The sequence below is a fragment of the Paenibacillus sp. P4_A7 genome (genome assembly GCF_056402455.1).
Genome location: NZ_JBFUHJ010000135.1, coordinates 1 through 12,752, shown reverse-complemented (window position 1 = coordinate 12,752; position 12,752 = coordinate 1). Strand labels below are relative to the sequence as shown.

15 protein-coding genes and 1 pseudogene are annotated in these 12,752 nt (G+C 44.3%); all 16 read left to right on the top strand.

Annotation, left to right across the window (positions count from 1 at the left end; all coding sequences use genetic code 11):
- Position 1: 1 nt before the first annotated feature.
- Positions 2-430, top strand: a complete 429-nt coding sequence (locus AC1DWN_RS17090) for a hypothetical protein (RefSeq protein ID WP_477560107.1) — start codon at positions 2-4, stop codon at positions 428-430.
- Between the two features lie 66 nt (positions 431-496).
- On the top strand, positions 497-1,717 hold the full coding sequence (locus AC1DWN_RS17085; protein WP_477560106.1) for a M24 family metallopeptidase: 1,221 nt from the start codon (positions 497-499) through the stop codon (positions 1,715-1,717).
- 21 nt (positions 1,718-1,738) lie between these two features.
- On the top strand, positions 1,739-2,218 hold the full coding sequence (locus AC1DWN_RS17080) for a PH domain-containing protein (protein ID WP_477560105.1): 480 nt from the start codon (positions 1,739-1,741) through the stop codon (positions 2,216-2,218).
- A complete protein-coding gene (locus AC1DWN_RS17075) occupies positions 2,211-3,671 on the top strand; it encodes a PH domain-containing protein (RefSeq protein ID WP_477560104.1) in 1,461 nt (486 codons plus the stop codon). Before AC1DWN_RS17080 ends, AC1DWN_RS17075 begins: the two co-directional genes overlap by 8 nt.
- Positions 3,672-3,836: 165 nt before the next feature.
- Complete coding sequence (gene sigY / locus AC1DWN_RS17070; RefSeq protein ID WP_477560103.1) at positions 3,837-4,376, top strand: RNA polymerase sigma factor SigY; 540 nt, start codon at positions 3,837-3,839, stop codon at positions 4,374-4,376.
- Entirely contained in the window at positions 4,363-4,701 is a 339-nt protein-coding gene (locus AC1DWN_RS17065; RefSeq protein ID WP_477560102.1) for a YxlC family protein, read from the top strand. The genes sigY and AC1DWN_RS17065 overlap by 14 nt, the downstream gene beginning before the upstream one ends.
- Complete coding sequence (locus AC1DWN_RS17060; RefSeq protein ID WP_477560101.1) at positions 4,689-4,913, top strand: sigmaY antisigma factor component; 225 nt, start codon at positions 4,689-4,691, stop codon at positions 4,911-4,913. Before AC1DWN_RS17065 ends, AC1DWN_RS17060 begins: the two co-directional genes overlap by 13 nt.
- Before the next feature lie 35 nt (positions 4,914-4,948).
- Positions 4,949-5,155, top strand: coding sequence for a PLDc N-terminal domain-containing protein (locus tag AC1DWN_RS17055; RefSeq protein ID WP_477560100.1), 207 nt, complete (start codon positions 4,949-4,951; stop codon positions 5,153-5,155).
- Entirely contained in the window at positions 5,155-6,105 is a 951-nt protein-coding gene (locus AC1DWN_RS17050) for an ABC transporter ATP-binding protein (protein ID WP_477560099.1), read from the top strand. Before AC1DWN_RS17055 ends, AC1DWN_RS17050 begins: the two co-directional genes overlap by 1 nt.
- Positions 6,102-6,950, top strand: a complete 849-nt coding sequence (locus tag AC1DWN_RS17045; RefSeq protein ID WP_477560098.1) for an ABC transporter permease — start codon at positions 6,102-6,104, stop codon at positions 6,948-6,950. Before AC1DWN_RS17050 ends, AC1DWN_RS17045 begins: the two co-directional genes overlap by 4 nt.
- A gap of 105 nt (positions 6,951-7,055) precedes the next feature.
- Positions 7,056-7,436 carry an ATPase gene (locus tag AC1DWN_RS17040; RefSeq protein WP_477560108.1) on the top strand — a complete coding sequence of 127 codons (381 nt, stop codon included), beginning with the start codon at positions 7,056-7,058 and terminating at the stop codon, positions 7,434-7,436.
- A 305-nt stretch (positions 7,437-7,741) separates the two neighbouring features.
- Positions 7,742-8,029 (top strand): Asp-tRNA(Asn)/Glu-tRNA(Gln) amidotransferase subunit GatC, encoded by a 288-nt coding sequence (gatC, locus tag AC1DWN_RS17035; RefSeq protein WP_477560097.1) that lies wholly within the window; start codon positions 7,742-7,744, stop codon positions 8,027-8,029.
- Between the two features lie 35 nt (positions 8,030-8,064).
- Positions 8,065-9,522 carry an Asp-tRNA(Asn)/Glu-tRNA(Gln) amidotransferase subunit GatA gene (gene gatA, locus AC1DWN_RS17030; protein ID WP_477560096.1) on the top strand — a complete coding sequence of 486 codons (1,458 nt, stop codon included), beginning with the start codon at positions 8,065-8,067 and terminating at the stop codon, positions 9,520-9,522.
- A gap of 34 nt (positions 9,523-9,556) precedes the next feature.
- Positions 9,557-10,996, top strand: a complete 1,440-nt coding sequence (gene gatB / locus AC1DWN_RS17025; protein WP_477560095.1) for an Asp-tRNA(Asn)/Glu-tRNA(Gln) amidotransferase subunit GatB — start codon at positions 9,557-9,559, stop codon at positions 10,994-10,996.
- A 138-nt stretch (positions 10,997-11,134) separates the two neighbouring features.
- Complete coding sequence (locus AC1DWN_RS17020; RefSeq protein WP_477560094.1) at positions 11,135-11,842, top strand: MgtC/SapB family protein; 708 nt, start codon at positions 11,135-11,137, stop codon at positions 11,840-11,842.
- Positions 11,824-12,752: pseudogene (locus AC1DWN_RS17015) on the top strand (hypothetical protein); the annotation flags it as partial. The gene AC1DWN_RS17020 and the pseudogene AC1DWN_RS17015, both read left to right, overlap by 19 nt.

The following is a 12,752-nucleotide window of genomic DNA, read 5'->3' as shown; positions in this document are numbered from 1 at the left end:
AATGCAGGTGGAGGAGGAACTGGCTATGCAAACCTTATTCGAAGGCAAACATGCGATTAATCGGGCTGCGCACGCTGCAGCGCAGCAGCTGGATCAAGTGGCTCTTGGCAACGGTGAGCTGCAATTATCACCGGATGCTGCCGCAGATACAGCGGCCTTATATTTGCAAGCGAATTTGTATTTAGATGCAAATGGGGTGCCGCTGGCGGGCTCCTTTCTGAGGGAACCGGTGGAGGTGGTTGTATTCGAGGTTGTGAATGCTGACCGTTCGTTTCCCTATACGTATCGGAATGACACATATAGTTATGAGGTTACGCTGGAGCGGCCGGGGGTCATTCTTATTGCGCATATCGTTTATCCGCGAGCTTTTAAAGTGCTTGAACCGATTGAATGGCATATTAAGGGGGCGGCTGAGCTCGTTATAGGTTGACGGGCAATTGGAAAATTGGTGTAATAAGAGGAGGGAATTAGTATATAGGAGTTGATCGACTAGAATATGGAAATTACAGCAGACATTCCTGAACAGATTATTGAACAAAGAATCAGACGGTTACAGAAAACGATGCTAACCGAGCATATTGACGCATTCCTCATTACACAAAATGTTGATTTATATTATTTGGCCGGTTCCATGCAAACGGGATATTTATTCATTCCAAGTGATGGAGATGCTACGTTTTATGTTCGGCGCAGCGTTGAACGAGCTAAACGGGAGACCTCTGTTCGAGTAGCAGAGCTTGGGGCGTTTAGAAGCTTCCTTCAAACGCTGAGTAACGATTATGCTAGCTTATTTCAAAGCGGAGTTAAGCTGCGAATTGCTGCTGATCTTGACGTGCTTCCGGCGCAGTCCTATCTTAAACTCTCTGAGCTGCTTGGTGCTTTGGGCAGCTGTGACCTTATTGATGGTTCCGCTCTTATTCGCAAGCAGCGGGCAATTAAGTCATCTTGGGAAATAAGCAGAATCGAAAAAGCGGCGAGCGTAGTCGCTGAAGCATTGGATGAATCACTAAATGTGCTGCGAGAAGGTGTAACGGAGCTGGCATGGATGGCACGTGTCGAATATGAATTACGTATTCGTGGTCATATAGGTCTAATGCGCATGCGCGGCTACAACCAAGAAATTACTACGGGCATGGTCATCTCAGGTGCTGCTGCTGCCGTCCCTTCCTATTTTGATGGTCCCGCCGGAGGGCTTGGTCTTGGAGCGGCATCTCCGCAAAGCGTTAGTAGATCGGTCATTAAGAGGAATGAGCCTATATTGATCGATATTGGTTGTTGTGTAGATGGTTATGTTATAGATCAGACCAGGACCGCTGTTATAGGAGAGCTTTCTCCTGTGCTATTACATGCTTACAACGTTTCGGAGTCGCTAATTGCAGCAACTGAGAAACTCATGGTCCCTGGCACACTCTGCTCCTATTTATACGAGAATGCTCTTGCGAGATGCGCTGAAGAAAAACTATCCAAKCACTTTATGGGCTTTGGAGCTGATCAAGCTAAGTTTCTTGGCCACGGAATAGGATTGGAGATTGATGAGTGGCCGGTTTTAGCCAAAGGCTTCGATGTACCGCTAGAGCCCGGTATGGTTATAGCTGTCGAGCCTAAGTTCACTTTTCCAGGGCATGGGGTTGTCGGCATAGAAAACAGTTATCTAATTACAGAAAACGGATCAAGGGCACTGACTCTGTCAAAGGCAGAGCTTATTGTATTGTCATAGTTAGTTGAGGGAGACGACGAGATGATTAGGCAGTTAACAAAGCGGTTGCATCTTGATTATATTAAGGTTTACCGAATTAGTGGGCTTATTTCGAATGGGATTTTTCTTGCGCTGATTATCGCTTATTTTATAATTGCGCTGGTGCGGGATTGGACACTTTTACCTGGTTGGATAAGCTTGATAGTCTTTGGTATTACGTTTGTATTGTTCACGTGGACGATTCCAGAGATCAAGTATAAAAGATTTCATTACGAGTTGTTTGATGATGAGTTGGAAATCCAATCTGGACTGATCTTTATAAGCAATGTGCTTGTTCCGATGGTTCGCGTTCAGCACGTTGAGCTCGAAAGCGGTCCTTTAATGCGTAAATATGACTTGGCAAGCGTGTCAGTCGTAACAGCTGCGACTACACATACAATAAGCGGTCTTAAGCAAGAAGAGGCACAGCAGCTAAAGCTCAGAATAGGTATACTCGCTAAGGTGGATGATCAGGATGAATGAACGGCGGCAACTTCATCCCGTGTACATTTTATTCGGATTGCTTCAAACGATCCAAGGATTTCTTCCTATTATACTAATCGCGCTTGTTAAGGGCGTAGAATGGTCAGAATTGCGCTGGTATTGGTATGCAGGAGCTGGAGCATTAGCAGTATTCATTGTTATAGGTAGTTTTCTGGAATGGAGGCGGTTTGGGTTTTGGTTGGAGGAAGACCGAATCGTCATTCGCAAAGGGCTGTTGTTTCGTGATGAGAAGACCATATATTTCACCCGCATTCATTCGGTTAACGTGGAGCAACCGCTCATTCAACGTCTGCTAGGAGTGGCACAGGTAAAGATTGAAACTCCTGGCGGCAACAAAAAGGCTGAGGGTGTGTTACCCGCTCTTTCGTTGAAGGAGGCTAATCATCTTCGAGTCATRCTTAGAGGTAAAGCGGAGGAAATAGCTCAGAATGAGATTCATATAGACGTGAATGAGCAGACAGAGCTAAGTCCAGAAGGTTCAGATAAGGGCCCCTCATTTCAACTGGATTCCGCACAGCTGCTTAAGGCTGCTGCGACCTCCATGAATTTCGGATTAGTAGCTGCATTTATTGCTGGTTTGTATTCTCTTGCAAATGATTTTATCGAGCAAATACTTCCCGATCATTTCTTTGAAAACGTAGTTGAGGATTCAGCTAGCCTTGCATCAAGTTATCTTTTAGTCTGCGTCATAATTGTGATTGGTCTTATGTTTGCGTGGCTGCTCTCCATTATATTGTACATATTAAAGTATAGTGGGTTCGCAGCTAGTAAAGATGGTAAGCAAGTTTCCGTTTCTTATGGCTTGCTTGAGAAGAGAACACATTTATTCGATCCGAAGAAGGTGCAAGCTGTCATTATTAACGAGGGATTGCTGCGTCAACTATTCGGTTATGCACAAATTCAGCTTCAAGTTATTTCCTCGGATAAGAAGGAGCAGCTTATGCTGCATCCCTATCTGAAGCGTACGGATATTCAAAAGGTGCTTGATGATTTTGTGCCGCATTTGAAGCTGCCATCTAAGGACGCTCTAGTAGGTGCTCCTAAGCGCGCATTACTTTATTACGTTAGAGTGGAGCTTCTGCTTACTATAGCGGCTTGCTTAACGGTAATCGCATTTTTTAAAAGTGCTGGTTTGTGGTCGTTATTGCTGATCCCTCTTATCATAGTGTGGAGAAAGAGCTGTTACAACGCAGCTGGTGTTACGCTTGAGGATGGTCAACTAACACTGCAGCGCCGGACGTTATCTAGAATCACCTATTTAATACGCCGCCCGCAAATGGTTACGATGAGAGTGAAACGCTCCATTGGACAGCAGCGCAAACAGCTGCTAACGCTATCAGTCCATGCGATGGGTAGTCCATATGCTTATCGCGTTTCTTGTCTGGACCAGGCTAGTGTTGAGCCTATATGGAAATGGTACAGCCGCAGCTGACGGTTGAATAAACACTACATACTAAAATGAACTGCAGAAGCAAATAATCCTTCTGTAGTTTATTTATTTTGGTTGCACAAAAAAATGTTTTTAAATAATGAACGAAAGAAGATAGTTAAACGTCAAAGCTATAACAGATCAATTCCAAAGGAGGCTTATGCGCTCGTGCATGACGAGATGAAGCTAATAAAGCAAGCAGTTCGAGGAGATACACGAGCGCTCTCAGAGCTGCTGCGGCATAATTATCCTTTCCTATATCAATATGTATTGAAGGTAACTATGAACAAGAGCCGCGCAGAGGATATAACGCAAGAAACGATGTTAAAGGCAATCGAGAAAATAGCGACATTTCAAGCAAAGTCTAAATTTTCTACTTGGCTGATTACGATCGCTTCTAGATTAGTCATTGATCAACTAAGGAGATATGAGCGGGAGCGGAAATGGTTGCAGGAAGAGCAGGAGCAGTCACTGCGGACAATGCGCTATGATACACTGCATCGAATGGATGAGTGGCCAGAGGCGCTTCAAGCACTAGGTCAGCTTTCCGGCGATATTCGAATTCCGATATTGCTGAAGTATTATTACGATTATTCACAAGAAGAAATATCGACTATGCTCGATATACCGGTAGGGACAATAAAATCGAGGCTGCATAACGGGTTGAAGCAGCTGCGGAAGGAGCTAACGAAACTTGAAGAAGCATAAATCAGATGAAATCGATCAGCAATGGTTTGATGAACAACTTGGTGCAGCCATAAATCGATTTGATGCCGTTCATGAGCCTCTTTTACCGGAGTTGCATAATATTGAACAGCTCGTGCAACTGCATAAAAATGATCTGAAGAGGAAGCTTTGGAAAGACCTCTTGTTATTTTGGCTAGTAGCATGCTTTATTTTCGGATCAATGATGTGGATGCTGGAACGTGACTGGGTATGGTTCGCAATCTTACAGTCAATTATTGCTATGGGCGGGATTGCGTTTGTCAGTATGACTTTTGGTAAGAGGATGGGACGCAAATGGAACAACTAATCGCATCTTCAGTTTGGTTCTGGATACTGCTTGCGTCAGTATTGATCACACAATCAACATGGCTGTTTATGGATGCTCGCAAGCGTGATAGCATGCCATGGTTTTGGGGGATTTGGGGGCTAATCCAAGCTCCGATGCCGCTTCTCTTCTATTTCATATTCGTACGAAGCGGGTGGTTCCGACGTGATCGAAGAGACCGCAAAGATCAATAGGATACCAACTATAATCATTGAAATGGGGAACTCAAATGAACGAAAGCATTGATATCTCACAAATACTGCCCATTATTATGCCTTTTATCGTTATTCAATTCATTCTTATGATAATAGCACTTGTTCTTTGCTTCAAAACGGAGAAAACAAGAGGACCGAAGTGGATGTGGGTTCTTATTATCGTATTTGGAAATATGATCGGTTCTATCGTATTTTTTATTATTGGAAGGAAGAATGACTGATGACAAAACTACTTCAGGTGCGAGGTTTAACCAAAACATTCGGAGCGGTGCAGGCGGTTGCAGGTATCGATTTTGATATCGAACAAGGGCATTGCGTAGCACTGCTAGGACCGAACGGAGCAGGTAAAACGACTACTATACGAATGATTACCGGGCTGTTAAAGCAGACAACGGGACAGATGGACTTTCACGGTATAGAGGAAGCGGGAAGTCAACGAAGTTTGATTGGTTATTTACCACAATCTCCCACCTTCTACAATTGGATGACGGGTTTTGAGTATGTCGTTTATGCAGGCAAGCTATGCGGACTACAACCGACCGTGGCGAAGACTCGTGCTAAGGAACTGCTGGATAGAGTGGGACTCAAAGATGCAGCTAAGAGAAAAGTAGGTACGTATTCAGGCGGGATGAAGCAGCGTTTAGGCTTAGCTCAGGCACTCGTACATGGACCCAAGCTTCTTGTTATGGATGAGCCGGTATCCGCGCTTGATCCACTTGGCAGACGAGAGGTGCTGGACATTCTACGTGATTTGAAGCAAGAAACAACCGTACTATTCTCAACCCATGTACTTCACGATGCGGAAGAGCTTTGTGATGACGTAATCATTATTAGAAATGGGCAAGTAGCACTCCAAGGTAATATTTCGACTATTCGAAACGATCATCGTAAGCCGATTATTGAGCTTCAAATAGAAAAGGATGACCTTTCTGAACGCTGGCTGACATCTTATACGGAGCTTATCCGTACAGCAGCACCTCAATCTAAGCTATCTGCTTTATTTACAAATGTAGAGCAACAGGCTGGAGTCTACCGTTTCACAGTAACAGAGGTTGACGAAGCAAGACAATTTTTATTGGATGAGATAGCGAAGAATCAGGTGAAGGTAAGCCGCTTGGAAATGGGTCACTTTTCCTTGGAGGATTTATTTATGAAGGTGGTGAACGAATGAACAGTCCAGCAAAAAAGCTTTCCGTTACTGATTCATGGCGAAATGTTCAACATACTTCGAGCCTTTCAAGATGGGTCTTCATGGTCCAGAAGGAGCTGCTTGAGCAGGCACGCAGCTTTAAGCTGCTATGGGTGCCGCTGGTCTTTATAATATTAGGCATTATGCAGCCGGTTTCTATGCATCTCATGCCGCTTATTTTGGAACAAGCAGGAAATCTTCCAGAAGGAACCGTTATTGAAATCCCAAAAGCGGAAGCGACAGCTGTACTCGCTCAAACATTGAGTCAATTCGGGACGCTTGGCGTGCTCGTTCTTGCACTAGTGGGAATGGGTACAGTATCAGGAGAGCGTAATAGCGGATCGGCATCGCTTATTTTAGTGAAACCGATATCTTCTTGGTCATTCATTAGCTCAAAGTGGACAGCTTTGCTTATTCTATCCTGGGGATCTTTACTAGCTGGATACTTAGCCTCCTGGTATTATACTGATCTATTATTTGGAGAAGTGTCTGTTGATAAAATAGTTAGCAGCTTTCTCGTATACGGTTTATGGTTAACGATCGTTATATCATTTACGGTAATGTTTAGCACACTGCTGCGGAGTCCAGCTGGCGCTGCCTTTTCCGCGCTAGGTGGAGCTTTTATTCTATCAATTCTAGCAAGTCTGTTTCCGAAGCAGCTAGGTTGGAGTCCAGGGGCTTTAAGCGGATTCTCCTATCAACTATTAACAATTGAAGTCACCAATATTAGCAACTTTATATGGGCGATTGCTGTTGCCGTATTGTTCATTTTTGCAACATTGGCAGCATCTGTGTGGCAGCTGCTTCGAAGTAAAGCTGTTGACTAAAATTTAATCGAAGGAAAGTCTTCTCTCTCGATTGGACACCGCTACTATTTTTTAGTAGGATAGTAGATGAAAGAATCAGCGGCTAAGAAACAGGAGTTGAAGACGATGCTACAGCTAGGCACAAAGGTCGTCATTGTGGCTGACCAATATGAACAAAACCTTCCCGTAGGGGAATATGGCTATATAATTGCTTACGACCGTAACGCGGACAATGTATTTGATTACGTGCTACGTGTGCCGAAGGCTAACCGAAATTTCCTTATACCTGACGAGGATGTAGAGCTTGAAGAAGTACTTATTCAGGATGAAGTCGACCGCGTTGAGCGGGAAGCGCTTATTGATTTTGCTTTGGCCACGCATAATGAGGAACTGTTTAAGCGTATCATGAATGGTGATGAAGAAGAGCCGGAACAGGATACTACCAGCAAGGAAGCAATCAGTCAGAAGGATTTTATCCGCCAAGTTAATTTGAAGGCATGGATTTAAGCAATAGGATTTAGAACAGACTATTCGGCAGGTCAGTTAGACGACTGCTTGGATAGTCTTTTTTTATTGAAGAAGTCGTTTGTCGTTTACATTGATGTTCGCTATATATGTAAGCTATAATAGGAAGAATGATTACTGGTCATACACAAGCGTAAACAGCTGTCGCCGTCCTCTGGCGGTAATAGCTCGTTTCGCGGTGAAATATAGGCATTGGTATAAGTGTGAAACATATACTTTCCTATATTTAAATAAAGCTGATGAAGTGGTTTTTACTTCATATTACTTTTAGGGAGGACAATACACCGATGAGCATAACGCCTAAGGACGTTGATCATGTAGCTAATCTGGCACGGCTAGAGCTTACTGATACGGAAAAAGAAAAGTTTACAGAGCAGCTCAATGCTATTTTAAAATATGCTGAGAAGTTGGATGGGCTAAATACCGAAAATGTTGAGCCAACCAGTCATGTGCTGCCGATTACAAATGTGATGCGAGCTGATGAACAGCGCCCGTCGCTGCCAATCGAGAAGGTGCTTCTAAATGCACCTGATGAGGAAGACGGACAAATCAAAGTACCAGCGGTGCTTGAATAATAAGAATGGGTTTTATTTGAAGGGAGGAACTACTGTTGGCACTGTTTGATTTACGCCTGCAGGATGTACATAACAAGCTTAACAACAAGGATCTTTCTGTTTCCGAGCTAGTTAGCGCATCATATGCACGAATTGCAGAAACCGAGCCTGCTATTCAGGCTTTTATAACGTTGAATGAGGAAAATGCACGTCAGCAAGCTTCGGAGCTGGACAAGCAATTACAAGAAGGCGGCGAACGCGGCCTGCTATTTGGATTACCAGCTGGAATTAAGGATAATATTGTGACGGACGGGCTGCTTACGACATGCGCCAGCCAGTTTCTAAGTAATTATAATCCGATTTATGATTCGACTGTTGTCCGTAAATTGAAAGCTGCTCAATCTGTTACCATTGGGAAGCTGAATATGGATGAGTTTGCAATGGGCGGTTCGAATGAAAATTCAAGCTACCATCCAACACGCAATCCATGGAATACCGAATATGTACCAGGTGGTTCAAGTGGCGGTTCAGCAGCTTCAGTTGCTGCGGGACAAGTATATTTCTCACTTGGCTCGGACACAGGAGGTTCAATTCGCCAACCCGCAGCCTATTGCGGAATTGTTGGATTGAAGCCTACTTACGGACTTGTTTCGCGTTTTGGTTTAGTTGCCTTTGCATCATCTCTGGATCAAATTGGTCCGCTTACGAAAAACGTTGAAGATTCCGCATATGTGCTACAAGCGATTGCTGGCTATGACTCAAGCGATACAACATCAGCAAATGTAGAAATTCCTGATTACACTTCGGCTCTTACAGGTGATGTGAAGGGATTGCGCATCGGCGTTCCGAAGGAATATATTGGAGCGGGTATTGATCCGCGCGTGAAGGAAGCTGTGCTAAAAGCATTGGCTGTCTATGAATCACTTGGCGCGACATGGGAAGAGGTATCTCTGCCGCATACTGAATATGCGATTGCGACCTACTACTTGCTTGCGTCATCTGAGGCTTCCTCGAATCTAGCTCGCTTTGACGGCGTGCGTTATGGCGTGCGTGCGGAAGATCCAGCTAATCTAATTGATTTATATCGCAAATCACGCAGCCAAGGCTTCGGTCCTGAAGTTAAACGTCGTATCATGCTTGGTACGTATGCACTAAGCTCCGGCTACTACGATGCTTATTACTTGAAGGCACAAAAGGTACGTACGCTTATTAAACAAGACTTTGATGAAGTGTTTAACAAATATGATCTCATTATCGGGCCTACAGCACCAACGCCGGCTTTCCGTCTAGGAGAACAGGTTGGAGATCCGCTTACCATGTATTTGAACGATATTTGTACGATACCGGTTAGCTTAGCAGGTATTCCAGCTATAAGTGTTCCATGCGGCACAGCAGACGGCTTGCCAATTGGTCTACAAATTATTGGTAAGGCGTTCGATGAGTCGACGGTGCTGCGCGCCGCGCATGCGTTCGAGCAGAACACCGAACACCACAAGCAACGTCCGCAGCTATAAGCGGTTATATACGTTTACGAAGGGATCGATACGAATGTCTGAACCGAATAAATACGAGACGGTGATCGGACTGGAAGTCCACGTTGAGCTGCATACAAATAGTAAAATATTTTGCGGCTGCTCGACTGCTTTTGGTGCACCACCGAATACCCATACTTGTCCAATATGTTTAGGACACCCCGGCGTTTTGCCGGTATTGAACCGCCAGGCGGTTGAATACGCCATGAAAGCGGCGATGGCAATTAACTGCGAAATCGCGGATATTAGCAAGTTCGACCGTAAAAACTATTTCTACCCGGATTCACCTAAAGCATACCAAATCTCGCAATTCGATCAACCGATCGGCGAGAATGGATGGATCGATATTGAAGTGAATGGCGTGACGAAACGAATCGGTATTACTCGGCTTCATCTTGAAGAAGATGCGGGTAAGCTGACGCACGTCGATGGAGGATACGCTTCCCTAGTCGACTTTAACCGTGTCGGTACACCGCTTATTGAAATCGTATCGGAACCGGATATTCGTACGCCAGAGGAAGCGAAAGCTTACTTGGAGAAGATTAAAGCGATTATGCAATATTGCGATGTTTCTGACGTGAAGATGGAAGAAGGAAGCTTGCGCTGTGATGCGAACATAAGCCTTCGTCCTTATGAGCAGAAGGAATTCGGAACACGTGCAGAGTTGAAAAATATGAACTCTTTCCGAGGTGTTCAGCGCGGCTTGGAATATGAACAATTCCGCCAAGCTGAAATATTGGATAGCGGCGAGGAAGTTGTGCAAGAGACGCGTCGATTCGACGATGCACTTGGCAAATCCTTCTCGATGCGAGGTAAGGAAGAAGCGCATGACTATCGTTACTTCCCAGATCCAGACCTTGTTCGTTTAAATATCAGCAATGAATGGAAAGAAAGCATTCGTGCTACAATTCCGGAATTGCCAGATGCTCGCAAAGCGCGTTATACAGCTGATTATAGTCTTCCATCCTACGATGCTGAAGTAATTACATCTTCCAAGAAGCTTGCTGATTTCTTCGAGGAAAGCCTTCGTTACACGAAGGACGCCAAAGCGGTATCGAACTGGATTATGGGTGACTTGCTTGGCTACTTGAATGCTAACAATCTCGAACTATCCGACGTGCAGATTACTGGGCAAGGACTAGGCGAGATGATTGGATTGTTGGATAAAGGGGTAATCAGTAGTAAGATTGCAAAAACCGTATTTAAAGCGATGATCGAATCGGGTAAGCTTCCGCAGCAGATCGTTGAGGAGCAAGGCCTCGTTCAAATTAGCGATGAAGGTGCAATTCAATCGATCGTGAATCAAATTGTCGAAGCGAATCCGCAATCCGTCGAAGATTTCAGAGCAGGTAAAGAAAAGGCAATTGGCTTCCTTGTTGGTCAAATTATGAAAGAAACCAAAGGGAAAGCTAACCCGGCACTCGTTAACAAGCTGCTTCTAGAGCGCTTGAAATAAGTGTGGCTTTTTGCAGAAGACGCGGTTCATCGATATGATGAGCCGCGTCTTTTCTTACCCGAAGGATGTATACCTGTAGATGCCTTTCGATGCATACAATTATGATACAATAATCAGTACAGAAAGGTCGGAATTGAAATGATGAATTCGTTAGGCAACCCATGGTACATCAGTGAGTTGCATATCTTGCTTCGATTAGTCCTTGCTTTAATATTAGGTGGACTTATTGGATTTGAAAGAGAGCAGAACAATCATGCGGCAGGATTACGAACGAATATCCTTGTCTGCTTAGGAGCTTGTTTACTTATGCTTCTATCTATGTACGGCTTTTCTGCATTTGTAGATGAGCCCAATGTAAGGGTTGACCCCGCGCGTCTTGCTGCAGCGGTCATTACAGGCATAGGATTTCTAGGCGCGGGTACCATTCTATTTACAGGTAGATCAATTACGGGTCTTACGACTGCAGCCTCATTGTGGGTTGTTTCCGCAATAGGTTTGGCTGTTGGAGCTGGTTTCTACTTTGCCGCTGGAACAGTGACTGTTTTGGTATTGATTACGTTATGGGCGTTCAATAAGTTGGAGAAGCGTTATATCAGTACGAAAAAAGATCAGCTTCTAAAAATAAAAGCCTATGATTTAACGCAAACTTTGCTCAATATAAATGCTTTGTTGTTGGAAAAAAAGGTTGGTATTAAAAAAATGGTGATGGAGGAGGCAGATGATGAAGGTGATGAAAAACAGATTATTCTTCATTTATACGTCACACTGCCGAAATCCAATGTATTGCTCTTGTTATTAGAGCAAATCAAGCACTTGGAGGGCGTACGTTGGGTAAGCTCGGAATAAAACGGAGAAAAAGCAGATTACTTGCCGTACTATTTGCCTTTATAATGCCGGGTACGGGACATATCTATACGGAACAGTACCCGAAGGGCTTGCTGTTGATGGCGGCATACTTACTAGATATTACTGCAATGGTGCGTCTAGCTGATTCAGACGGCGGCAGACATTTATTGCTCATCGTTTATTTAGGAATAATGCTGCCTGTTTTCTATTTCATCAGTGTATTTGATTCACTCCAAGGTATGGAACAAGACGGCGCTAAGCCAGCTCTTCTTGGGGTTACTCATGGTATTTTACTGTTATCAGCTGGAATTATCATGCTTATACTAGTGAAGCCGCCAGAGACGTTATTACCGTGGATGAATGAATTGGCTGAGCTTTGTGTAGGCCCATTACTAATGATAGCTGCCATTATATTGCTGCTTCAATCACGGAAAGGGTCGTTGTCAATGTTTAAGCTCGGACGTTTTACTGCCGCCGCACTCATCCTTACAGTTGGTGCGCTGCTGCTTTGGGATCAATTCCAAGGGCGCAACGACATTGCTCTGCTCGGGCAGTGGTGGCCAGTTCTATTTATTATGTTAGGAATCGAAACGATAGTGTTTAGTTTGAAGTTTAGACAAATAGAGAAAAGGCTCCGCCTCGATGTCGCAGGTGGAATCATAGCTATCATTATTACAGTAACCGCATATGCTGTAACTCAGTACGCCGAAATTCCATTTCGCTGGCTCGATCAATTTAATGTTGATTTGAGCGGGACATCGGAGTTAGGAGAAGAGAAAGGTTTTCGTTATGATAAAGCGGTTGTAAAGCTACCCTTGGACGAGGACATATCCTTAATTCGTATTAATAATCCAAATGGGGATGTAAAGGTCCTCTCCGCTGATGTTAAGGAGATAGAACTACAGACTGC